Origin of the sequence: Exiguobacterium sp. 8H (assembly GCF_902506255.1) — a bacterium.
Classification (GTDB): domain Bacteria; phylum Bacillota; class Bacilli; order Exiguobacteriales; family Exiguobacteriaceae; genus Exiguobacterium; species Exiguobacterium profundum.
Window position 1 is genome coordinate 925791 of record NZ_LR733429.1, and the last position, 24046, is coordinate 949836.

General features: G+C 48.3%; 27 protein-coding genes. 8 read left to right on the forward strand and 19 right to left on the reverse strand.

What is annotated here, in order from left to right; translation table 11 throughout:
• Positions 1–19: 19 nt before the first annotated feature.
• Complete coding sequence (locus tag GVY43_RS04715; RefSeq protein ID WP_012726507.1) at positions 20–499, reverse strand: Fur family transcriptional regulator; 480 nt, start codon at positions 497–499, stop codon at positions 20–22.
• A 112-nt stretch (positions 500–611) separates the two neighbouring features.
• Positions 612–1142 carry an NUDIX domain-containing protein gene (locus tag GVY43_RS04720; protein WP_159562421.1) on the reverse strand — a complete coding sequence of 177 codons (531 nt, stop codon included), beginning with the start codon at positions 1140–1142 and terminating at the stop codon, positions 612–614.
• A gap of 72 nt (positions 1143–1214) precedes the next feature.
• On the opposite strand from GVY43_RS04720, the gene GVY43_RS04725 reads away from it, so the two are divergent.
• Positions 1215–2045, forward strand: coding sequence for an aldo/keto reductase (locus GVY43_RS04725; RefSeq protein ID WP_159562422.1), 831 nt, complete (start codon positions 1215–1217; stop codon positions 2043–2045).
• 5 nt (positions 2046–2050) lie between these two features.
• Here the strand turns inward: GVY43_RS04725 and GVY43_RS04730 are convergent, their stop codons facing one another.
• On the reverse strand, positions 2051–2599 hold the full coding sequence (locus GVY43_RS04730; protein ID WP_159562423.1) for a PadR family transcriptional regulator: 549 nt from the start codon (positions 2597–2599) through the stop codon (positions 2051–2053).
• 123 nt (positions 2600–2722) lie between these two features.
• Here GVY43_RS04730 and GVY43_RS04735 point away from each other — a divergent pair, with 123 nt between their 5' ends.
• Positions 2723–3037: a thioredoxin family protein gene (locus tag GVY43_RS04735; RefSeq protein WP_012726511.1), complete on the forward strand. Its 315-nt coding sequence runs from the start codon at positions 2723–2725 to the stop codon at positions 3035–3037.
• A 102-nt stretch (positions 3038–3139) separates the two neighbouring features.
• Positions 3140–3493: a hypothetical protein gene (locus GVY43_RS04740; protein WP_159562424.1), complete on the forward strand. Its 354-nt coding sequence runs from the start codon at positions 3140–3142 to the stop codon at positions 3491–3493.
• A 13-nt stretch (positions 3494–3506) separates the two neighbouring features.
• Here the strand turns inward: GVY43_RS04740 and GVY43_RS04745 are convergent, their stop codons facing one another.
• The 9 genes from GVY43_RS04745 to GVY43_RS04785 form a co-directional block, all read right to left on the reverse strand.
• Positions 3507–4433, reverse strand: a complete 927-nt coding sequence (locus GVY43_RS04745) for an NAD(P)/FAD-dependent oxidoreductase (protein WP_159562425.1) — start codon at positions 4431–4433, stop codon at positions 3507–3509.
• A complete protein-coding gene (locus tag GVY43_RS04750) occupies positions 4430–5011 on the reverse strand; it encodes a CDP-alcohol phosphatidyltransferase family protein (RefSeq protein ID WP_012726514.1) in 582 nt (193 codons plus the stop codon). Before GVY43_RS04750 ends, GVY43_RS04745 begins: the two co-directional genes overlap by 4 nt.
• Before the next feature lies 1 nt (position 5012).
• A complete protein-coding gene (locus GVY43_RS04755) occupies positions 5013–5891 on the reverse strand; it encodes an ABC transporter ATP-binding protein (protein WP_159562426.1) in 879 nt (292 codons plus the stop codon).
• Positions 5888–6595: an ABC transporter permease gene (locus GVY43_RS04760; protein WP_159562427.1), complete on the reverse strand. Its 708-nt coding sequence runs from the start codon at positions 6593–6595 to the stop codon at positions 5888–5890. Before GVY43_RS04760 ends, GVY43_RS04755 begins: the two co-directional genes overlap by 4 nt.
• Complete coding sequence (locus GVY43_RS04765; RefSeq protein ID WP_159562428.1) at positions 6592–7365, reverse strand: ABC transporter permease subunit; 774 nt, start codon at positions 7363–7365, stop codon at positions 6592–6594. Before GVY43_RS04765 ends, GVY43_RS04760 begins: the two co-directional genes overlap by 4 nt.
• Entirely contained in the window at positions 7352–8527 is a 1176-nt protein-coding gene (locus GVY43_RS04770; protein WP_159562429.1) for an ABC transporter substrate-binding protein, read from the reverse strand. Before GVY43_RS04770 ends, GVY43_RS04765 begins: the two co-directional genes overlap by 14 nt.
• Before the next feature lie 14 nt (positions 8528–8541).
• On the reverse strand, positions 8542–9285 hold the full coding sequence (locus GVY43_RS04775; RefSeq protein WP_159562430.1) for an SDR family oxidoreductase: 744 nt from the start codon (positions 9283–9285) through the stop codon (positions 8542–8544).
• Positions 9282–10256, reverse strand: coding sequence for an MBL fold metallo-hydrolase (locus GVY43_RS04780; RefSeq protein WP_159562431.1), 975 nt, complete (start codon positions 10254–10256; stop codon positions 9282–9284). Before GVY43_RS04780 ends, GVY43_RS04775 begins: the two co-directional genes overlap by 4 nt.
• A gap of 108 nt (positions 10257–10364) precedes the next feature.
• The gene (locus GVY43_RS04785) at positions 10365–11801 is read right to left on the reverse strand and encodes an NADP-dependent glyceraldehyde-3-phosphate dehydrogenase (RefSeq protein WP_159562432.1); all 1437 of its coding nucleotides are present in this window, start codon (positions 11799–11801) and stop codon (positions 10365–10367) included.
• 222 nt (positions 11802–12023) lie between these two features.
• On the opposite strand from GVY43_RS04785, the gene GVY43_RS04790 reads away from it, so the two are divergent.
• Positions 12024–12905 (forward strand): chemotaxis protein CheV, encoded by an 882-nt coding sequence (locus GVY43_RS04790; protein ID WP_159562433.1) that lies wholly within the window; start codon positions 12024–12026, stop codon positions 12903–12905.
• Between the two features lie 35 nt (positions 12906–12940).
• Here the strand turns inward: GVY43_RS04790 and GVY43_RS04795 are convergent, their stop codons facing one another.
• Positions 12941–13303 carry an Hpt domain-containing protein gene (locus tag GVY43_RS04795; protein ID WP_236548983.1) on the reverse strand — a complete coding sequence of 121 codons (363 nt, stop codon included), beginning with the start codon at positions 13301–13303 and terminating at the stop codon, positions 12941–12943.
• A 156-nt stretch (positions 13304–13459) separates the two neighbouring features.
• On the opposite strand from GVY43_RS04795, the gene GVY43_RS04800 reads away from it, so the two are divergent.
• Complete coding sequence (locus GVY43_RS04800) at positions 13460–14395, forward strand: magnesium transporter CorA family protein (protein ID WP_012726524.1); 936 nt, start codon at positions 13460–13462, stop codon at positions 14393–14395.
• A 37-nt stretch (positions 14396–14432) separates the two neighbouring features.
• Here the strand turns inward: GVY43_RS04800 and GVY43_RS04805 are convergent, their stop codons facing one another.
• Positions 14433–15545 carry a PP2C family protein-serine/threonine phosphatase gene (locus tag GVY43_RS04805; RefSeq protein WP_074036772.1) on the reverse strand — a complete coding sequence of 371 codons (1113 nt, stop codon included), beginning with the start codon at positions 15543–15545 and terminating at the stop codon, positions 14433–14435.
• 144 nt (positions 15546–15689) lie between these two features.
• Between GVY43_RS04805 and ytzI the strand changes: the two genes are divergently transcribed.
• Complete coding sequence (ytzI, locus tag GVY43_RS04810; protein WP_074036770.1) at positions 15690–15881, forward strand: YtzI protein; 192 nt, start codon at positions 15690–15692, stop codon at positions 15879–15881.
• A gap of 14 nt (positions 15882–15895) precedes the next feature.
• Here ytzI and GVY43_RS04815 read toward each other — a convergent pair whose 3' ends face one another.
• Entirely contained in the window at positions 15896–18022 is a 2127-nt protein-coding gene (locus tag GVY43_RS04815; protein ID WP_159562435.1) for a DNA topoisomerase III, read from the reverse strand.
• Between the two features lie 199 nt (positions 18023–18221).
• Here GVY43_RS04815 and GVY43_RS04820 point away from each other — a divergent pair, with 199 nt between their 5' ends.
• Entirely contained in the window at positions 18222–19085 is an 864-nt protein-coding gene (locus tag GVY43_RS04820) for a DMT family transporter (RefSeq protein ID WP_159562436.1), read from the forward strand.
• On the opposite strand, the gene GVY43_RS04825 is transcribed toward GVY43_RS04820, so the two are convergent.
• The 3 genes from GVY43_RS04825 to GVY43_RS04835 form a co-directional block, all read right to left on the reverse strand.
• Positions 19086–20483, reverse strand: a complete 1398-nt coding sequence (locus GVY43_RS04825) for an MATE family efflux transporter (protein WP_159562437.1) — start codon at positions 20481–20483, stop codon at positions 19086–19088.
• A 78-nt stretch (positions 20484–20561) separates the two neighbouring features.
• Positions 20562–21803, reverse strand: a complete 1242-nt coding sequence (locus GVY43_RS04830; protein WP_159562438.1) for a U32 family peptidase — start codon at positions 21801–21803, stop codon at positions 20562–20564.
• Between the two features lie 9 nt (positions 21804–21812).
• Positions 21813–22709 carry a peptidase U32 family protein gene (locus GVY43_RS04835; RefSeq protein ID WP_236548984.1) on the reverse strand — a complete coding sequence of 299 codons (897 nt, stop codon included), beginning with the start codon at positions 22707–22709 and terminating at the stop codon, positions 21813–21815.
• 151 nt (positions 22710–22860) lie between these two features.
• Between GVY43_RS04835 and GVY43_RS04840 the strand changes: the two genes are divergently transcribed.
• Entirely contained in the window at positions 22861–23655 is a 795-nt protein-coding gene (locus GVY43_RS04840; RefSeq protein ID WP_159562440.1) for an SDR family oxidoreductase, read from the forward strand.
• A gap of 30 nt (positions 23656–23685) precedes the next feature.
• Here GVY43_RS04840 and GVY43_RS04845 read toward each other — a convergent pair whose 3' ends face one another.
• Positions 23686–24018 (reverse strand): hypothetical protein, encoded by a 333-nt coding sequence (locus tag GVY43_RS04845; protein WP_159562441.1) that lies wholly within the window; start codon positions 24016–24018, stop codon positions 23686–23688.
• Positions 24019–24046: the final 28 nt, after the last annotated feature.

A 24046-nucleotide genomic window follows, 5' to 3' on the forward strand; every position in this document is an offset into this window, starting at 1 on the left:
GTCGTCTGTCCTTTCTGCATTAACCGTTGATGACTGCTTTATGACCTTCGAGTGTGACGCCTTTTGCTTGGCATACTTTACAGATACCGTGAAACGTCAAGCGATGGTCTTTAATCAAAAATTCGTATTTACTCTCGACTTTTTTCTCAACATCGACGAGCAAGTCTTCCATGATTTCCTCGACCGAGCCGCATTCGACACAGACGAGATGGTGGTGCGAATGGTTCGCCCCTTCTGGACGTAAGTCAAAGCGTGCAACTCCGTCACCGAAGTTGACTTTATCGACCACGCCGAGCTCTGTCAATAATTCTAATGTGCGATAAACCGTTGCGAGTCCAATTTCTGGTGCGATGCTTTTCACGAGCATGAAGACGTTCTCCGCACTTAAATGGTCACTCTCATTCTCAAGTAAGATACGTACCGTCGATTCACGTTGTGGTGTTAATTTATATCCTTTGGCGCTCAATTGCTGTTTAATTCGTTCAATTCGCGTTTCCATAAGGCGCCCCCTCTTTACATAGTTCACTACTCAAAGCATACCGAAGTTTTACTCAATTTTCAATTTAAAATCATTACTATGTAAGTTTATCATATAAGTACCTAGATTAGAATTATTTCAATCTAGACAATTGCCACCATTGGATTGCCATAATTGTCTTGGCGTCGGTAATGATGCCTCGGTCCAGTAAATCGACGGCTTCATCAAATGAGTATCGTTTCACATTTAAAAATTCATCTTCGTCTAAATTCATCTCACCGGCAGATAACCCTTTTGCGACATATACATCGACCCGCTCACTGCAGAACCCGGGTGCCCCGTAGAAAGAAAAAATCTTTTCAAGCGATTCCGCCGTGTAGCCCGTCTCCTCTTCGAGCTCGCGCTCGGCACTCGCCATCGGCTCTTCCCCTTTTTCCAACTTACCGGCTGGAATCTCAAGCGACATCGATTCAAACGCTTTTCGGTACTGCTCCACCATGACGATGTTGTCCGATTCATCAATGACGAGTACAGCGACGGCTCCGTTATGATAGACGAGTTCACGTACAGACGTGTTTCCGTTCGGAAGGGAAACGACATGCTTTTCCACATCGAAGATTTTGCCTTGATAAATGACTTCCCGCTCAATCGTTTTTTCTTCCATATGATTACTCCTCACTTTTCGATATACTCTGATTATGAGTCAAACCTACATTTCGAACAAGGAGGAATCCAAATGAGTGAACTCGGACTCGGAACGATGACGATTTTGAAACATGGGGAGAAAGAGGCAAAGATTATCCTGGAAACGGCCATTCAATCGGGGATTCGCCATATCGATACGGCAGACGTCTATGAACGACAAGCTGTCGAGCGTGTGATTGGGGAAACGTTGGGTCAAGAGCGACAACACTTATTTTTGGCGAGTAAAGGTGGCAACGAATTGACTGAGGAGGGCATGCGTTGGAATCCTGATCCGTCCTATTTAGAGGAAGCATTGCACGGATCGCTCGAGCGATTGAAAACCGATTATCTGGATTTATATTATATACATGGCGGCACGCTCGAGGATGACCTCGACGCAACGATTGAATGGGCACAAAAACAAAAACGAGATGGTCTAATCCGACAAATCGGACTCTCGTCGATTCGTCCGAACGTCATCAACCATTGGGTCAAATCCGGTGCCCTCGATGTTCTCATGACACCGTATTCCCTACTCGACCGCCGGGCAGAGACGCTCAACATTTCAATCCCCATCGTCGGTCGAGGGGTTCTTGCCAAAGGCCTATTAACGGATGAATGGGAGACTCGTCTCGGAGATAAGGGATTTGAGACGTGGCGAAAAGAGGAACTCGCAAGTGAATTGGCGATGATGCCGACGCCGATTCAAGCCTATGCACTCGAAGCCGCAAGACGGTTCTGTGACGTCGTCTTACCAGGCGCCTCTTCAGTCAAGCAATTGAACGAAACGATTCGTGCATTTGAGACCAAAACCGATGATGAAGTGCTTGATCGCTTACTCGCTCGTTTACCGGTTCACCCATACACAAAACACGTGACCTGATCCGCTCAGGTCACGTGTTTTTCGTTGCGTGCTTGAATCTGTTCGATCGCCCAATCCGCCCATCCGGCATAGTTCTCCATCATTCGGATCGCATACTCGCTCGTCAGCAAATAGCCAAGTGTATCCTCGTCCGATTGATGTTCTTCTTGAAACATTCGAATCTGTTGTGCGACTTGCTCATGGTGTGCCTTTGTCTCTTCGATATATCGGACCGCTTCTTCAACCGGCAACAATTGAAGCAGACTGACACGCAGGAGGTTTTCATCCTTCATTTTCGGTTGGAACGACGTTGGTTGACGTAACCAATTGATTAACTCTTCTCGTCCTCGATCCGTGATGGAGTATATTTTTTTGTCTGGCAACTCTTGTTGAGAGACATGTTCCGCCGAAACGAGTGCCTCTTCTTCCATCTTTAACAGTTCCCGATAAATCTGTGTATGATGGGCGTTCCAAAAATGAATCATCTGCGCCTTGAACGTCGCGTTCAAGGCGTACCCGGTCGCAGACTGATGGGTCAATAACCCGAGCAATGCGTGACGTAACGCCATATCCATCACCTTTTCCTTCTCATGCTATTTTTATTAGTGTATCACATTCTCAAACGGTTTCGAGAATGCCAATCTGTTGACGACCCGTTAAAAACCCGACAAAATAGATAGAAGAAAGGAGAGTTGTCTATGCAACCGATTCATTCATCACAACAATTTGACGAAGCCACAAAAGATCATGGAATGGTGGTCTTCACTACATCATGGTGCCCAGACTGTAAACGTCTGGACATGTATGTCGATGAGCTCGTCAAGGACTATCCACAATTTAACTGGCACGTCGTCGACCGCGACGAACTCCCAGAGCTATCTGATGCACAAGAAGTTCGCGGCATCCCTTCACTTCTATACTATAAAGACGGGGTAAAACAAGAACACCTCCACTCGGCAAACGCCAAGACGGAGATGCAAATTCGTTCATTCCTCGATACGATTCAAGCATGACCTGAATCCTGCAGCCCAATCGACTGCAGGATTTTTTTGTACACGCCTCTGTCATCCTCAATTATACTGTAAGAAATAACCAAATGAGAAAGGGGAATGAACATGATGCTTACACGCCTCTACACTCCACTCTGTTTCACCATGTTGATGTTGGTCGGCTGCATACAACCATCCACGTCACCATCCATGCTGTCTGATGACGAGACGGCTATCATAAAAAGTGCTGTTACCTATCTACAAAATAAGAATTGGCTACCAACCGATGAAAACGGGAAACGGGCTACGATTCAATCCATTACAGTCGATGATCGTTATGACTTAGTTGATGATCGTTTTGAAGGAACACGTGCCTGGATCGTCACGTTCCCCCCTGATTCACAGCGTACGGTCGAGATTCCACAAGTACTCGTTGAATCGGAATCGAACGACGTGATTGGTCATCTTTTAAGCGAATAACGTGAACCTCCGACTACTTGTAATGCCGAACATACCGCGAGTCAATCCACCGCTTCATATAATATGGAATCCGACCATGCCATGTAAACTTTCCATATGTTAGCAAGGCGCGCCCTGGTGTCGTCAGTAAGATATTCATCGATTGACGTCTCCGAAATGGTCGACTTGTTTCCTCTAATAACCGTTTGCCGACATAGCGCCCTGACCTAACAGCATCGACGCCTCCATTTAAGGAGGATGCCATATCTCCTGTTACATATATATTTGTAAAATGATGATGACGTAAATATTTGTCTACCTCTATAAAACTCTCAGGTTTTGCAAGCCCTGATTCAGTCCACCATTCCACGGGAACAACCCCCGTCGCATCCAATAAAAGCCCTTCCGATGCGTCTGCATGAAACGCCTGTTTGACGACCATGACCCCTGTTCTGACCAACAATCGCTCGATGTGCTTTCTAGTATGGACCGAGACGTCTGGTAATATCTCTTTTGCATACAGTGTCACATCTTTTGTGCGAGCACACGTGAACGCCAATTCTACGCCGGCCTTCCCGCCTCCGACGATGGTCACTTGTGAACTCGATTCGATTTGGTCGAGTAAAGCTTGTGACATCGGTTTAAGTGGCGTGCCGATTCCCCGACTTTTCGCACCGGTGGCTAAAACGAGTTGATCGTATTCAAACATTCCGTTTTCTGTTTGAACCGTCTGCTGAATCGGGTCAATCGAGAGCACCCGCTTTGCGACCGGCTCTAGTTGAGGTGATCGGACCGTAGCTGAATCCATGAGCCCGGCAATCACTTGTGGAAACGCACCTGTATAAATCGTCTGGCAGTCTCCAATGAAGCGAACATCATAATGTTTGCATATCTCCTCAATACGATCGAGAATTTCTAGCTGTCCGTGTCCAAGTCCGGCCAACACCAACTTCGGTTTCATCGCAAAATCCTCCGCGCCTCAATGAATCGTTGTGTGATCGTCATGACTTCAAGCAATAAAAAGATAAGAGCAATCCCGCCGACCCAGTTTGGGAAGAGAATCATCAACGTGAACAAAATGAAGCACTCTGTTCGCTCGATAATTCCTGGCTGATAGTAAAACGTCTTCTCTGAGCGCTTTGAACTACTCGCACCGACAGCTAGGAACAGTGTCATGGCGATCACAAATGAAGCAATCAGAATGAGAAAAATAGGCATATATTCCGGGTAACGAAGGGCAAGGGCAATCACGACCGACAATTCGACGAATCGGTCCAGGACGAGGTCAAGCACCGTTCCAAACCCACTCGTTTTCGATTTTCGAGCCATCGTCCCATCTAAAACATCAAACAAGCCAGATAGCCACAGTAAGATGACGGCAGTCCAGTGCATGTCATTATAGATAAAGATTCCGGTCGAGATTCCGATGATTCCTCCAAGTACGGTCACTTCGTTCGGCGTGAAATTCCATTTGAGCAACCGATTCGCTCCACGTTCGATGACCGGTTGAACGTATCGACTTCCGTACGTATCGAGCATACTATTCCTCCTTTCGTTTAATTCGATAGATCATTCCAGTTTGGTACGATTCACGCGTCGGTAACATGACGGATCGTCCATCCTTGAACTGATATTCCCCGAAACATTGACCGAATCGATAAATTTTCTTCATCAACTGAACCGACACACCAGTCGCTTCGGATACCTCCACTTCAGACAACGGTCGCAGTTCTCCATCGAGCATGACAAAGTCACCGAATCCAGGGGCCGTATCGTATAACTCCGCAACCGTCCCCGTACGTGTCACCTTGCCTTCATCAATCAGCGTCACCTGGTCTGCCATGAGCATCGCTTCTTCCCGATCATGAGTGACCAATACCGCCGTCAAGTTGAGTTCTTTCACTAAGTCCCGGATAAAACGCTGCAAGTCGAGCTTGAGTTTGGGATCAAGGTTTGTAAAGGGTTCATCTAATAACAGTAGTTCTGGTTCAGCCGCTAAAGCTCGGGCAAGACTGACCCGTTGTTGTTCGCCACCAGACAGTTCGTGTATCTCGGCATCATATCGGTCACCGAGTTGAACGACTCGTAACCAATGTTCGGCTTGCTTACGAGAACGCTCTCGAGTCACGAGCGCGACATTCTCTCCGACTGTCAAATGTGGGAACAATAAAGCCGTTTGCGATAGCATCGTCACGCGCCGTTTATGCGCAGGGACAGGGATTAAAGAACGGTGATTCCATTTCACGTCGCCGCTGTCAGTCGACTCAAGACCTGCGATGATTCGTAGAATCGTCGATTTCCCTGAACCACTCACACCGACGATTGCGTGAATGTCGTGAGGTTTAACCTCGAAGTCGACACCATTTAGTATTTGTTTCGTTCCAAATTGTTTATATAGATTTTGTACATTCAAACTCATTGAAGACGTCCTTTCAGCATACGCACCATATACCGATCCCATCCTGAGAGCAGGAAATAGAGGAGAACGGGGAATAGGATGAGCATCCATGTGTTCGAGAGAGCTAGACCACGATTGTTTCCCGCATAAGATTGATACAATTCTGTCGTCACGGTCGGAATCAATCCCGCACCAATCAACTGGATCAGCGCAAATTGACTGAGCAAAATGACGGTCGTGAACAACGCGATGGTCCGCATCAATCTAGAAAAGAGCGGATACAGCACGTACATGACTCGCCGTCTCGATGGCAGAATCCGAGCTTGTTCCAAAAGTGGTCGACCGATGACGACCATTCCGTTGTAGGCGAGGCGGATTGAATAGGGAATCGTCACGACGAGCAGGGCAAGGGTGACACCGACATACGTCCCAATCAGACCGGCTTCCGCCAAGATCAGATAGAGGCCAAACAATGTGGCCAGCATCGGAATGAACAATGGTAAAAAGACGAGCCATTCGATGACATGTTTCCATCTAGAATCTGTCCACAATAACCACCAGGCACACATCATCGAGAGCCACACATTGATCCCAGATAAAATCACAATCAATCCTATCGTATGAACGATTGCCATGTTGTTCTCGATTTCAAATGTCGGGACTACGAAAAAGAGGCTGATAAACGGTATGAACGTCAAACAGATGATAAGCCCTTGTCGAATCATCGTCTCACCCCACGTTCAATTCGGCGTCGTATGGATGCGGTCAATACGTAAGATAGGAATACGCCGATTCCGACAAGACATGTCCAGACGAGGGCGACCGCATAAGGCTCTGTCGCCTCTAAATAGAGTCCAGTCGAAAGTCGTTCATACGCGAGGACACCGATGAGTTTCGGGTAAGTCACGCCGAGCAATGCCGGGACCTCGTATGCGAACGAGATAAAGGCGATTAGTATCCATGCCGAATCGAGTAATGGTTTCATCAGAAACGGCAACTCCCCATGTTTGAATTGGTCAAACGGAGAGAGTTGGAGCGTCTTCGCCATCTCGACGTAACCCCGATTCAATTGCTCATATGTCCCGAGCATCATTAAAAAGACGAACGGTGTCTCCTTCCATATATAGGTCAGGATGACTGTGATATAGTTTCGTTCGTTCGCCTCAATCCATCCGATGCCGTTCGTCCCACTGAACAATAGCCAAAACAGATATGCAGCGGCGATATGAGGAACAAACATCGGAAGTCGGAGTACAGATGATAGGAAACGCCAACCTTTTTGGACGACCGTTCTTGCAAGCCACGTCCCGATTACAAGCGATAGACCGGTCGATACGCTGACGACATAAAGCGTCGTGACGAAACTATCGCGCCACGTCTCATCTGTTAAAAGCGAGCCCCAATCCGTTCCCATTGACTCTATGGCGAGAAAGACGAGAGCAGTGAGCGGAAGAAGCGACACCATGATCGTCACTGCGACACTACTTCGCAACACGTGGCCACTCCTCGCGGACGGTGTCAATCACGTTCGGTCCATAATCCGGAATCGAACGTTCGAGCAACTGCTCCGAATCTGGGTACGTGACACCCTCCCCTAATTCTTCAAACGCTCGTTGGTCATTCACGTCAAGCTTCGTTAAGTCGAGTGATGTGCCGTCTCCCCAATATTCTGGTCCTTGTTTGACAAGCTGTGCTTCAGGAGACAACAGTTCTTGAAGAAGGACCAGCGCCCCATCTGGATTCGGGGCATTGAATGGGACTGCTAAAAAGTGTGTCGAGGCAATGGAGTGATCGAGGACGAGCGCGCGTGTCTCTTTCGGGAAGATCCCTTCCGTCACTTCCGCCTCGGCTCGACGTTCGTTGAATCCCATCGTCATCCAAACTTCTCCCGATGCATAGAGCTGATCGAGTTGTTCGAGCGTCTTTGGATACGTTTGTCCGTCTTTCCACAAATTCGGAGACCACGCTTTCAAGTCATCCCAGAACGAATCCTCAATGGTCGCTTTTTGGTCCAACTCGTCACCGTATCGTTCATACAATAGATGGCGGACGAAGGCATTCCCTGTGAAATCTGTGACTTCAGGATACGTGAATCGACCTGGATTGTCTTCAGTCCAGCGACGTAATTCTTCAAACGATTGAGGAGGATTGTCCACTTTCGAAGCATCGTAATGCAAGATGAATTGTACATTCCCCCATGCGAGCTCCAAGTCCTCTGTCGGGGTGCCGGCATCTGATTGCTGGGCCGTTTCGTTTAATAACTCGGCGTTCGGGACACGTTTCATCAGTCCGTCTCGAAGAAGACCAGCCTCTTTCGCATTTCGGAAATTATCGCCATTGATCCAGACGGCATCAATCGTCCCGACTTGTCTGTCCGCTTTTTTATCGAGTGATAATTGTCGAATGAATTCTGCCGTATCCATTGCGACACGGTTCAATTCGACATTGTAAGATTCCTCGAGGCGAGGTGCTACGTAGTCATCGATGTAGCTGTTGATGCCCTCGTCCCCACCCCACATATATAGGTTGACGGTCGACCCTTCTGCCGTCGTCGCTGCTTTTTCAAACGAGTCCGAAAACTCAACTGCCTGTTCATTCCCACACGCTGCCACGAATGTGAGCATGACAGTTGCGAGCAGTACTCTCCATTTCCTCATCTTAATCCCCCTTTTTACTTTTTCTCAAATCCCCGTTTTGCGAGCATTTCGAACATGGTTGGACAGATTGCATACACATTCGCCCCTACGTTCATCCACCACGGCGAATTGATTTCACGTTTTCGCTTACGACTTCCTCTGACAATCGCATCAGCCAATCGTTTCGGGTCAAGCATGATCCTTTGAACACTTTCAGCATATGTACCACTTTTATCAGCTCGATTAAAGAACGGCGTTGCAATCGGTCCTGGATTGACCGTCATAACGTGAATGCCACGGGGCTTCAACTCTAGCCTGAGCGCGTTCGAAAACTGTAAAAGTGCCGCCTTTGACCCTGCGTAGACGGCTGACTTAGGTGTCGGTACTTTCGCCGCCTGTGAACAGATGTTGACGATGATACCCTCTCGCTCCATCACGCGGGCGACATCTCGCGATAACAGCATCGGTGCGACAGCGTTCACACGCATCGTTTCTTCTATCACATCCGTCGACTGATCGGTCACAAAATCAAATTCGGCCATGCCTGCATTGTTGACCCATACGTCAAATTTCCCGAACCGTTCGCTCACATCATGAACGAGAGCGGTTGACTTTGCGACATCCGCGCACATCCAATCCCCTTCACATGTTGCGGCAATCTTTTTTAACCGTTCTTCATTTCTTCCAATCAACAATACGTTGTATCCATGTTCATAAAAAGAATGCGCCAATGCGGCACCGAGCCCGCTTGACGCACCAGTAATGACTACTCGTTTCACGACATCACTTCTTTCTTCGTATAAATCCATTTTTGATCATCTCGACGTCTCTCGATGTCGCCACGTTCCTCGAGTAAACTGAGTCGTGCAAACACTTCACTGAAGACGAGCGGCATCCCACGTCGCATCTTTCGACCATATAACTTCATTGACCAATCAAATACGCTAAGTCCATCTTCCCATTCGACAAGCAATTGTTCACTGCGCTCATACCGTTGGCGAATCCGACTCTCGATTAAATCATTCGGATGGTGAATCGGTTCACCGTGTCCACTGACGACGAGCTTTAAATCAATCCCGCGTAATTTTTTAAGCGAATCGATATAGAGAATGACGGGTGATGCAAATCCTTCGTCATCATACGGCTGTTCGATGAGCGGATTTGGTTCGACCTTGTCGATGAGGTGATCTCCGGCAATCAAGACTCCTCCGGGACCAATCAACCCGAGCTGGTCACTGGCGTGTCCAGGTAAATGGATCGTCTGCCACGCCCCATCCGAGGTCAATGCTTGCCCGTCCCCGAACGTCATCGTGACAGTCGTCGGACCAATCCAGCGAAGCGCTTCGCGATAGTCTGGTAATTTTTCCACGAGTGGAGCCGGGGCCCCGAAAGAGACGGCCAATTCATGTAAAAAGTGATTGCCACGCTTCAAAAAGTTTGGGGTTTGCTCTAAGTATCGAACGAGCTTTTCATGCCCGTACACGGGGATGGATGCGTCGCGAAGACGCCATGCTTGTCCGGCATGATCAGCATGATGATGTGTCAAAAATAAAAAGTCGATATCCGCCAACGAGAGTTCAAGCTCTTCAAGTTGACGGTTCAACGAGGTCCACGCCTCTTCTGTGTCTGGTCCACAATCGACCATGAAGAAGCGGTTCATATGTTCAACGATATATACGTTCACGTTCCCGACTTCGAACGGTGTCGGGATATCGAGTCTTGCCAGTTGGCTAGAAATCCAGTCCGCCACGTCATCACCACCCCTTCTTCCTGTCTTTCTCCATTATACCCGTCTGAAAGATGCGTTTTCAATCAAACAAAAAAGAGGGAGATGTCTCTCCCTCATGAATGATTCATATTATAGGTTGATGACCGTCACTTTATCACGTGTCATCGTCTCAAGGCTACGTCCGATTCCTTGAACGCCGAGTCCCGATTGCTTGACACCGATGAATGGGAAGTGGTCTGGACCGCGTTCTGTCCGTCCGTTCACTTGGACCGTACCGACTTCTAACTTATCAGCGACCGTGAAGGCGCTATTGACGTTTTGTGTGAAGACGCTCGCCTGAAGACCAAACTCCGATTCATTCGTGAGTGCGATCATCTCGTCGAGTGATTTCACACGGATGACCGGGAGGACCGGTCCGAACGGTTCTTCCCATGCGACACGCATATCTGTCGTCACATGATCAAGCAATGTCGGGTGAAGCAAGTTTCCTTCACGCTTATTACCGTAAACGACCGTTGCCTTTTTATTGACGGCGTCGTCAATCAAACCCTGTACGTAATCCGTCGTCTTCGCATCAACTAAAGGAACGATGAAGCTGTTCTCTTCCGGTGAACCGACTGAAAGTTTTGCGACACGTTCTTTCAACATATCGACGAGCTCATCCGCTTGATTTTCAAGGACGAAGACGCGCTTGATTGCTGTACAACGTTGACCTGAATATGAGAACGCTCCGCTGACAATTTGGTCAGCTGCTAACGTCAAGTCTGCATCCTCTAAAACGAGGGCCGGGTCTTTCCCACCGAGTTCGAGTACGACCGGTACCATCGACGCTTGTTGTGACAAGTGTTGACCCGTACCCGTTCCACCTGTGAACGTGATCATGTCGATCCCTGGGTGTGATGTCAAGTAGTCACCGATGACCGAACCGCGACCTGTCACGAGGTTCAACAGACCTTTTGGAAGACCGGCATCGTGAAGAGCCTCGACCATCTTGATCCCACTGATTGCACCTTGCGTCGCTGGTTTGAAGACGACCGCATTTCCTGTGACGAGCGCCGGCGCAATCTTAGCAGCTGCCAAGTTTACCGGGTAGTTGAACGGTGAAATCGCGAGGACGACACCGAGCGCTTCTTTCTTGATGATGGCCATCTTGTTTTTCGAGCCACCTGGGAATGAATCGCCTTGCATGAAGCCGCCATTGAAGCGAATTCCTTCTTCAGCCGTATAACGAATGATTTCCGCCGTCCGCACGACTTCCTTCTTCGCGTCGTTCAAGTTTTTCCCGACTTCTCGCATGATGATTTGACCAATCTCATCCACGCGTTCTTCGAGTTTTTCTGCCCATGCATACAATAATTCAGCGCGCTTGTTGACCGGAAGCGCCGCCCATTCTTGTTGTGCACGTTTTGCGCCATGGATGGCTTCATCGACTTCATCGCGTGACATCGCTTGAACGCGACCTACGATTTCGTCTTTATATGGTGAAACGAGTTCAATCGTTTCGTTGCTTGAAGATTCCTGCCATTGACCATTCAATAAATATGGATATGTGTTCATACTCATCATCTCTATCTGCCTCCTGAGTAAGCTGTAATATCTCGTTGCCAACCCCATTGTATGCAGATTTTTTTGCATTGGACAACTATAACGATTCAGTTTATGAGATGTAAACGGTTACTATGAAACTTTTTGTGAATTCTGATGAGAGTTGACACTATTTTTACTGTAGATTTATCGATTGGATACCGATAGTAAAGATGAGAGTACGTGAAATAGGAGGGACTACCATTGAGCACTGATCATAATATTTTACTTGAAGCAGGAACGAACGAACTTGAAATCGTCATTTTCCAAGCTGGACCGTTCTTGTTCGGCATCAATGTCATGAAAGTACGTGAAATTATCACGATGCTTCCATTGACGCCACTCCCAGGTACGCCTGAAGCCATCATGGGATTAATCGAGCTGCGCGGTGAAGTCATGACCGTCATCGACCTTCCGATGGTCATTAGCCATCCGCGTGAAGTCGGAAGTGATGATCGTTTGATTGTCTGTGAGTTCAACGGTGAGAAGTCGGTTCTTCGTGTCGACCAGGTAACCGAGATCAAACGCATCTCTTGGGAACAAATTGATACCCCGTCCGATCTCGCACGTGGTGTTCAAGGCATCACAAACGGTGTCGTCAAAACAGGTGACCAGATGATCATCTTGCTCGATTATGAGCGAATCGCGCTCGAGTTGTCACGTAAGGACATCATGGCTCGCGAATCTGTGAAGCGACTCGGCGCTCGTGAGCGCTCGAACAAAAACATTTGGCTAGCTGAAGATTCAGAAATGCTCCGCACATTGATTCTCGACACGTTGGATGACGCGGGGTACTTCAATACGACTGTCTTCAATAACGGGAAAGAGGCACTCGATGCGTTTGAACAAGAAGGTGCCGAGTGTGACCTCCTCATCACCGACATTGAGATGCCACAGATGGATGGACTTCATTTGACGAAGCGTCTTCGTGAGATGGACCAATACGCAACACTTCCAATCATCATCTTCTCGTCACTCATTTCAGATGACTTGAAACATAAAGGGGACGCCGTCGGTGCGAACGCTCAAATCACGAAACCAGAAATCGGAATGTTGATTGCGACGCTCGATGAATTTGTCGGATAATAAAAAAGTTTGCGACTTCTCCGTCGCAAACTTTTTTATGTGAATTGTTCAAAATGCGTATTCCATTCGGTTAAAAATCGATTACTATGCGATTCGATGGTTGCCAATGTTTCGGTCGCTCCATCTAGATGTGCATTTTCTCCAGCCACTTCAAGGTCGTGGAAAAGAAGCGCCGTCTGTTCTAGACCAACTGAATAGGAGGCCCCTTTCAATAAATGGGCGAGTTGCTCGACGCGAGAATAATCTTTCGACTCGACTGCCGATTGAAGTTCAGGATACTTCGCCTCGAACTGCTGGATATATGTGGTTGCAATTTTATTTAAGAACTCAATGTTTCCGTTTGCGATTTGGTGGAGCTCTGCTAGTTTTTCTTCATTGAACAGAGCGTCTTCGGGCATTCTAGTCAATATAACCCCTCCTCAATAAACGATATTCCAATCGTTCCCTCTCACTGTAACACGTTTTCGAGAGAAAACAAAAAAACTCCTGCTTTGGATTGCACTCTTCATTTTGGCTACCTATAATAAGATTGAGTTAAGGTAGGAGGAAGATGCATGCTGACGATTTACCGTACTGACGCATCAGGCCATGTGGATGAAATCGAAGACTTTGATAAAGGAAGCTGGATCCAACTCGTGAACCCGACAAAAGATGAGGCCGATCAAGTCATCGAGGCGTCCGGCATTCCAGAAGACTTTGTATATGACCCACTTGATATCGAAGAGAAACCACGTTTTGAAAAAGATGATGAAGGACTTCTCATGATCATCGACGTTCCGTATGTGGAGGAAGATGATACAGGTCGCACGTATAATACGATCCCTCTCGGTATCATCGTGACCGGACGACATTTCATTACCGTCTGCTCGCGAGATCTCGACGTGTTGAATTTGTTCGCTAACGGGAAGGCAAGACTGTTCCGAACAAACTATCGTAGTCGCTTCGTCTTTCAGATTTTACATCGTGTGAGCATGACGTATTTGCGCTTCTTGCGTCAAATCGACCGAAGAATGGACGAACTCGAGCAAGAGTTGCAGCGTTCCATGCGAAACCAAGAGATTTTCCAGTTGATGAACCTTCAAAAATCTCTCGTCTACTTCATGACTTCGTTAAAAGCGAATGATAGCGTCTTGGACCGAATCGTCAAGACACCGAGTTTGGAGAAGCATGAAGAGGACGAAGAACTACTCGAAGACGTTTTTGTCGAACACCGACAAGCGATGGAAATGGCATCGATTTATAACGACATCATCAGCATCAAGATGGAAGCATTCGGATCCATCATTTCGAACAATGTTAACTTCGTCATGAAATTCTTGGCATCCATCACGATTGTCCTCAGCATCCCGACAATGATATCTGGAATTTTTGGGATGAACGTTCAAGTTCCATGGGAAGGACAACCGTTCGGATTCATCATGGCCATCACGATGATGATTGGATTTTCCGGTCTCGCCTTCTATATCCTTTGGCGAAAGCGATATTTCTAGCAAAAAAGAGCCTGACGCACGTTGCGTCAGGCTCTTTTCATGTGATTTTGACCGTGACGAGACATAGGTCGTCTTCAATTTCAATCTTTGGCACAAGCTGTTCAGCGACGTGACGACTATAGTCCAGACCATATGTGGAAACGTCCTTTTCTAGCCATCGAATCCCATCATCGATATCTTTGCTGTAACACTCCATGAGTCCATCCGTATACATGTGAAGCGTCATATTCGGTGTGATGTCAATCTCTTTGGATTCATAATTCGGTTCCTCGAACATACCGACTGGTACCCCTGTCGTCTCAAGACGACAGTTTCCTTCTTCTGACGTCACGATGACAGGCGGATGACCCGCATTCACATATTCGATTCGACGTTTTGTCGTGTCGATGTAGCAATAGACCGCCGTGAAGTAGCTGTGCATATCGTCACCCGAGAAGAGGAACGTCATCTGACGGTTCAACTCCGTCATGACGTCTACCGGATATTGCACGTTCCCGACAAGCCCAGGTAGGATTGAACGGATTCCCATCGTGATGAGCGCCGATGAGACCCCATGTCCCATGACATCAAAGATGATGACCCCGTATCGGTCCGGTGCGACCTGAAACCACGCGTACATGTCTCCGGCTAGTTTTTTAGAAGGCAGATAGAGCGCACGAACATCAATCTCTTCATTACTGATTGGTGGCGTAAGCGCACTCTGTTGAATCTTTTGGGCAAGGTCCAAATCATACTGAAGACGGGCCTCATAAATTTTCCGTTCATCAACAGCCGCCTTATAACGGAGGGCAGAACGGATTCGTGCGAGTAATTCTGTTATTTTGATTGGTTTGGTCGTGTAATCTGACGCCTCCGCATCGAGTCCCTCGGCAATCTGCTTCTCTTCCGTTCGTCCGGAAACCATGATGACCGGCAACTCTTCAAAGTCAGCCATCTGCCGAATCCGTTTGCACGTCTCGATTCCTGAAATCCCAGGCATCTCGACATCCAACAGGACGAGATCATACAGCGATGCGGCTTGTGGGGCCATCAGTAAATCGAGCGCTTCTTCCCCACTCGAGACCGATACCGTCTCATAGTCGTGCTGGTGAAGCAGTTGCTCAAGTACGAGCGTATTGACCGGTTCATCATCCACAATCAAAATCGCCATGACTATCCCTTCCTTCTCTACGTAGTAATCTATATCGTATTGTACCATATCTTTTCACTCGCACACGACATAACCGTCTATTCATTCTAGTTGAAGAACCTGTCCACTGTTTGGCATACTAAAGAGAGAAAGTGAGGGGTTCATATGGCCTGGATATTCGCCGTAAGCGGTTTAATTATTTTACTCGTCCTCATCGCATCCATCGTCGTCATCCAAAAAGGATACGCCTATAAAGACAATAAAGACGACATCGTGCTCGACTATGACGAAATCAATCGTCGCATTGAAGATGACAAGAAGAGAGAAAAGACTGACCAGACAGAAGGGCCGCTCTAATGCGCGACCCTTTTTTATTTGAATTCAAATCGAAGTGTACCTTTTTCTAAATACAATGAGGCATTGAATGTCTTGTCTCCCTTTTTGAACGTATGGACGTTCGACTGCCCGCCATTGATCATTTGCTTCAACTCATCTTTGACGAGTCCGACGCCAAGCACTTGTTTGGAGACGGTGAAGCGACATCCTTCCCGATAACCGCTGCACCCGATGAACTTTGGATGTTCGACAAGCCCTTTCCCACAATTCGGACAGACACCAAATGATACCTTCGGTCGAGTCGTTCCTTTCTTGCCATAACGTTTCGCCTCAATCGTATAGCCCTCTGGATTAGCCGCCTCTACTCGCGATTTCGCTTCTTCGACCAAATGAACGGACATCTTCTTCGCTTGTTCAATGAATTCAGCAGCGGATGCCGATGCTTGACCGATCTCATGGAGTCGCTTCTCCCATTTTGCCGTCATGGCGGGTGATGCCAAAATACTGTCTCCGAGGACATCAATCAGCAGGCGCCCTTTGTCTGTTGGAACGAGCTCTTTTTTCTGAAGTTGGACATAGCCTCGCTTCTTCAATCCATCGATGATGTTGGCACGTGTAGCCTCAGTCCCAAGACCCTCTACTTCTTTCATGATATGAATCAGCTCTTCGTCATCGAGTTGTTTCCCGGCGACTTTCATCGCCATAATGAGTGCGCCCTCCGTATATCGCTTCGGTGGCTCTGTCTGTTTCGACAACACTTCAACTTTCTTCTCTTTTAATTCTTCACCGACCATCATCGCCGGAAGCTCGACATCTTTTGATTTCATCTCAACGACTTGTCGATAGCCAGGACTCACAACGACGGTTCCTTTTGCTCGATACAAGTCGCTTCCATCAATCAAATCAACCGTTGTCTTCTCGAGCATCGCTGCGGGTGCAAAGGCCGCAAGGAAGCGTCGATTGATCAAATCATACAGTTTCGCATCATCCCCACCGAGTCGAGTGATGTCACCACATGCCTCCGTCGGGATGATTGCGTAGTGGTCACTGACTTTCTTGGCATTGACATAGCGTCGATTTTTCGACGGGTCCTCAGTCAAAAGGTCACGAAGTCCGGCATAGGCTTCGGACTTTAGCAGTCTTGCCTTTGTCTGTGGAAATAGCGTTGCCTCATCTGGTGTGACAAATCCCGAATCGGTCCGAGGGTAACTAATCCACCCTTTCGTATATAACTTTTGAGCGATATCAAGTGTCTTTTTCGCTCCGAATCCGAAGCGTTTCCCTGCCTCCGCTTGTAATCCGGATAGACTGAACCAAAATGGCGGTTGCTCAATTTTTTCTTCTTTGTTGATTGTCTTCACAATCGTAGTTCCAGATGCGCGTTTGACGACCGCATCAGCTTCCTCACGCGTTTTGAGCTTTGTTGTCTTTCCAAACGTGTACTTCGCTTTGAACGTGCCTCGACCTTTTGCAAGTGTCGCCTCGACTTCGAAGTATGGTTCTGGCACGAATTGTTTGATTTCTCGTTCGCGATTGACGATTAAGGCAAGAGTCGGGGTTTGCACACGACCGAGCGAGAATACGTCTTCAATCCCAATCGTCTTCAACAACGTCGTATAGGCACGAGACGCATTCATCCCAACGAGCCAGTCCGCACAGGCGCGGCTCATCGCCTCATGGTAGTATGGAATCGTCTGTTCACCTGGCAACAGTTGCGAGAATCCACGATCGACTGCTTGCTCCGTCAAACTCGAGATCCATAGTCGAGCAAGCGGTTTTTTGTTACCTGCGAGTCGGAGGATCAGACGAACGATTGCTTCCCCTTCCCTTTCGGCATCCGATGCGATGATGACATCAGTAATCGAGCGATCATGGAGCCATTTTTTGATGGCATAGAACGGTTTCGACTTCCCTTTTGAAATACGATAATCAAATCGTTCTGGGACAATCGGAAGTGAATCGTACTTCCACGACTTCCATTCCGGTCGATAGTGCGACGGTTCTTGAAGTTCACAAAGGTGACCGACCGCCCATACAACAATCGCCCCTTCCGGGAAACGGGGACAAGGTGAGATTTCAATCTCGTCTTTTCGCTTTTTTGATGGGTAGGGAGCAGCCAACTTTTGAGCTTGTGATGGCTTTTCCGCAATGATTAGTCTCATAAGAACTCCTTACTTTGCCTCCTACATAATGGCAAGACGTACATGATTAGCTAGCTTCTACTATGTATTTTACTATATCAAGTCAAAGATGGACACATCGAGAGGGGAGCATTTGTTTGCTATTTTTGAATCGTGTCTTGCCTCGTGGCTGTTTTCCGATATTATTAACAGAGAAGTACAACTGTGAAGGAGTGTCGCCATGTCTTATCTCATCTTGTTCGCTGCTGTCTTTTTCTTATCGACGAGTGTCCTCTTCGTCAAATGGACGTCGGCACCTGCCGAGACTGCCGCATTTTACCGTATGCTGTTCACGTGTCTCATGTTGTTACCGTTTGTCGATTTCAAATCACTCATCACCACGCGCCTCATGACTCGCTACGCTCTACTCCTTAGCGGAACGTTACTGGCGTTTCACTTTTGGCTTTGGTTTTTGTCACTCGATTACACGACGGTTGCCAGCTCCACACTATTTGTCACGTCGAGTCCAATTTTTGTGTTGATCGGGAATGCACTCATCTTTAAAAAGAATCCGACTCGAAAAGGACTTGCCTTCGCGCTCGTCGCTGTCCTCGGGGGCATGCTCGTTGCTGCAGGGGACATTCAACTCGGCCGTGAAGCCCTCTTCGGAGACCTACTCGCCTTGATTGCCGCCCTATTGATTGCAGGGTATTGGCTCGTTGGACAGCATGTACGAGCTTCGATGAACACGAATACATATTCTTTTAGCGTATATCTCGTTGCGACGGTCGTGCTTTGCTTCATGTTGCTCGTTCGCGGCACGACATTCACTGCCTTTGAATCCATCAACTGGTGGTACTTCCTCGCGCTCGCTTTCTTCCCGACAATCCTCGGGCACAACCTGTTCAACTATGCGCTTGCCCGTGTCAGTGCGACCGTCGTCAGTATCACGATTCTTGGAGAGGCGTTGTGGGGAATGCTGTTTGGATACGCCTTCTTCGGAGAGCGACTTGGACCGTTCCAATGGATCGGAGCCGTCGTCCTCCTCGGTGGGATATACTTGTTCCTAAAAGAAGACGCCCGCTCGACACGAGCGGACGTTTGATTATAAGTTTGTCGCTTTCGGATTTACATCATGTGCTTCTTTATCTTCTTCTGAAGGACGGAACAATAATTTACGGTCCCAGAATGCCAGGGCGACTGCCGTCAAAAATGTCATCGCATCAGCGATTGGGAATGCCAACCAGACGCCGAACACCCCGAGGAACGATGGGAGAATGAAGACGAGCGGTATCGTGTAAAGCGTCTGACGTGACAGGGACAAGAACATGGCGACTCGCGCTTTCCCGAGGGACTGATAGATTCCATTGACGAGCATCTGCACACTCGGAAGGAAAGAAACGGCGAACAGAATGTGAATCGCCGTCACACCTCCAGCAATGAGCGCCTCATCCGTCGAGAACCAGCCCATGAGCGTTTGCGGGAAAAGCTGTAGAATCAACCAAATGATGACAGCAATCGCAATCCCGGCACGCATCGCCGTCCAAATGGTTTCACGCATTCGGTCGAATCGCTCTGCGCCGTAGTTATATCCTACGATTGGTTGCATCCCTTGGACGATTCCCATGATTGGCATACCGACGAGCGCCATGAACTTGTTGATAATGGCGAAAATGGCCAATTCTTCGGTCCCGCCGTACGTACCGAGCATCACGTTGACACCAACGAATAAAATGGATTGGGACACCATCATGATGAACGAAGACGAACCGATTGCCATGATTTCTTTTATCTCATCGAATCGAATCCGGAACTGACGCCACTTGAAGCGCAGTTCCGTTTTTGGTTTTCGGGCGAAGAAGAAGCGCAGCATCAATACGGAACCGATGACTTGGGCGAGTGCCGTCGAAGTCGCTGCCCCGTACATGCCCCAGTCGAACGTGAAAATGAAGAGCGGGGTCGTCACGAGGTTGACGAGAACGGTCGTCAGCATGACCTTCATTTGATAAGGTGCCTGTCCTTCAGCACGAACCATCGCACTCGAAGCGAGTGTGAACATGAAGAATGGTGAACTGATCAAGACAACTGATAAGTACTGTCGGCTGAGATCCATGATTTCAGTCGTCGCACCGAACACTTTCAAAATTTCATCTAACATAAAGAAAGCAGAACTGACCGCAAGTGCCGCAAACAGACCGACGAGGACAAGTACGTTCAAGAATGTAACGGCTGCACCGGCATCGTCACCGCGTCCAAGCTTCCTCGAACTGATAGACGCCCCACCTAGACCAACGGCACTCGACACGGCCATTAAAATCATCTGAATCGGAAACGCAATCCCGATGGCAGCGACTGCCGATGCACCGATCCCTCGGGCGACAAAAATCGTATCAATGATATTGTAGAGCGCCGTCACGAGCATCCCAATCATCGCCGGAAGCGATAACTTGAAGAGGAGTCTGCCGATGGGCTCAGTCCGTAATTGCTCCGTATTTTGGTTCATTCTTCCATCCCTCCGTCTCTACTTCTTAGGGTAGCAGGATTGAACGGAACGGGCGACTATGTTGGCTCGGTGGATGTGTCAAACGAGCGAACGAGCACGCACACCTTTTCGCTTACGCATAATGTAATCGGTCGCGACCGGCCGATCCACTTTTACACGAATTGTCATCATCGCTTGGTTAGCAGACACGAGGAGGTGACCGTCCACATCCTCCATCGTATCAATGACTTGTGAAAAACGAACAAATCCGGGTCCGAAAAATTCAACCTCTTCACCGATTGAAAAGTGATTCCGCTGTTCGAGCGTTGCCATACCCGTCACAGGGTCGTATGAGATGACACGAGCCGCAAACGCAAATTGCGGAATCGAACGAGGTTTCCCGAACAATTGCTCTTTTTCAGTCGGGATCCCGTAATAGAACCCGGTCGCGAGTTCACGTTGGGCCGCTTTCCAAATTTCTTCTTCCCATGCAGGGTCGAAGACGAAATGCTCTGGATCTTCACAGTACGCATCAATCACTTTACGATAGACGTTACACACCGTCGCGACGTAATGAATCGATTTCATTCGTCCCTCAATCTTCAAACTATCGACTCCTGCCTCCACCAAGTCAGGAATGTGGCGGACCATCGATAAATCAACTGAACTCATCGAGAACGGCTCTTCGTCACGCGCTTCCATCTCTTCTGTCAGAAGATCACCCTCTTCAAAGAAACCATATTTCCAGCGGCATGATTGGGCACATCCCCCACGGTTGGCATCTCGTAATGTCATGTGATTTGATAACGTGCATCGACCGGAATACGAGATACACATCGCCCCATGGACGAACGTCTCAATTTCGACATCGACTTCCTGTTTCATTTTAATGATTTCATCCATCGATACCTCACGAGCCAAGACGATTCGTTCGAGTCCTTCTTCCTTCCAGAAACGAAGGGTCTCGTAGTTTGTCGCCGAAGCTTGGGTCGACAAATGGACGGGCAACCCTTCTGCTTCCGTGAGACACGTTTCAATCATCGCTGGATCCGAGACGATGACCGCGTCGATCCCGATATCTCGAAGTGTTCGGAAAAAGTCACCTGCCCCCTCAATATCGCCTTCATGCGTCACCATGTTCGCAGCGACGTATACTTTCGCACCGTTTGCATGTGCGAAGGCTACCCCTTCACGCATCTCGTCATAACTGAAATTACCGGCACGTGAACGTAACCCGAATTGCTGTCCGCCGATATAGACCGCATCGGCACCATAATGGATGGCCATCTTTAATTTCTCTAAGTTTCCTGCTGGCGCTAATAATTCTGGACGTCGTTTCATCTTGATCCCTCACTTAATCTCTTCTGGCTTGCGTAACCATAATCCCGTACCGAGACGGAACGCTTCCGGTTGTAGCTCATGAAGACGTTGTTCCATCTCCATGCGATCAAATCGACCGTTCAACAAATTCGTCCGAGCATAAGTAAACAACTGAACGATTTCAACAAACTGGTCCCCGGCGTGCCATCCGTCTAGCTTCCACGTGTGAAGTCCATTTTTGACTAACGTCGGAAGCTGACCCATGAGCGTCAAATCCTCAGAGAAAATATGGGTGCCGTTCTCGTCCTCATAGATGGGATAACGACTGGTCGTATCTGCCGGTTCGCTCATATAAAATTCGCGTTGTTTTGCTTCTTCAACCGGTCTTCCGAGTTCGTTAAAGTAATTCGTCACGAGTGGGCGTTTAGAGTGATGGATGCATGTCGGACCATATACTTGTACTTCAACAGGAAGTCCGATTTGCTGCTGGATCAAGACGAGTTCTTCGATTGTCACTTCGCGGGCGACGACCGCTCCAATCGCTTCGCGTTTCCCCCAAAATTGGATCTGTTTGGCGGATGTGACGAGCGTTTGGGCATCATACCAATACGGAATCTTTGCCTGTCGAATCAAGCGAATGGCGCCGGGGTCTCCAGCGGTGACATCATCGACTCCTATCGTTTTCAGCGTTTGCAAATAATCTTTTAACTCTTCAATGTGGTCATTGTGCATCAGGTTGTTGACGGCTACCGTCACTTCTTTCCCATACCGATGGGCAAGTTGTGTGACTTCTCTCACAGCATCGATTGTCCAGTCACCTTTTTGTCTCAACCCAAACCTTGAATTTCCGATATATAGTCGGTCCGCGCCGGCTTTGATTAACGCTTCTGCCTGATCAACGCTTTGCGCCGTAGTGACGAGCTGAATCATCATATTTGTTCTACTCCCTACTTTGTGAGTCTAATCACATTTTCTTGCTATACTTTAGCATATGTTTCAATGTGCGAACGGAGCAGGATTTTAACAACTCGTGAAGAATTCAGTAACAATGTATGACTTTTCATCAAAGGAGTGGATCATGTTGTCAAAGACAGCTTTAATCACCGGCGCCTCGATGGGCATCGGTCTAGACTTGGCCGTACTCGCCGCTCGCGACGGCTACGACTGTATTTTAGTATCTCGGAACGAACCACGATTGCATGAACTAAAAAAAGTACTTGAGACACGTTATCGCATCAACGTACATGTCTTTGCTCTAGATTTGGCAAAACATGGCGCAGCAGTCCGATTGACGACGATGATTGCCGAAGCTGGCCTCACTGTCGACTTTTTAATTAACAATGCTGGGTTTGGCACGTCCGGCGCGTTCGCCGACCTTGATGCTGAGACGGAAGCCGACGAGGTCCGATTGAACGTCAATACGTTGACCGAACTGACGAAAGCCTATTTGCCTGGCATGCTCGAACGTGACCACGGATATGTGTTGAACGTTGCATCCGTCGCTGCCTTCCAACCTGGTCCATATATGGCCGTCTATTACGCGACAAAAGCCTATGTCCTCTCATTCACTGAAGCGATTCATGCCGAGGTGAAAGGTAGTGGCGTGCATGTGAGTGTGTTATGCCCTGGCCCGACGGATACGAACTTCTTTAATCGTGCCGGGAGTGAATTGTCATTCTCGAAAATGCCATCTCATCTCGTCGCCTTCTTCGGATACAAAGGGGTGATGAATAACAAGCGTGTGGTCATCCCTGGACTCTCTAATCAGTTATTGGTCGGGGTCGCCAAATTGATGCCACGAGCTCTCAGTCTCGAAGTATTACGTCGCGTCCAAAAACCGGCTGATGGAACACCTGCTGAATCGACCACATGAAAAAGGAGCGACCGCATCGGGTCGCTCCTTTTATGGTTCAGAGTGTAAGCGAGAGACGTTCACAAGCCGGTGTAGAAATACACCTGCCGGAATCATAGTCATCAGCGCTGTAGCGATGACGACTCCCCACGCCATGACGGCATCGAGCGTCAGGTCTCCTGACGTGAGCTGGTCCATGATGCTCAGTTGTTCCACGGAAAGCACAATCATGATTGCTGGCCACACGCTCGCCGCAAGGATGCTGATCATGGCAAAACGGGCTCTCGTGTAACGTTTTGCCAATAGAATCAGGTTTAATAAGATAAACAATAGTCCTACGAGTAGAAACATGCCGACTTCTGTGAGATTGATATATGCACCCATCCGTCGTTCACCTCACTCAAAATGATAT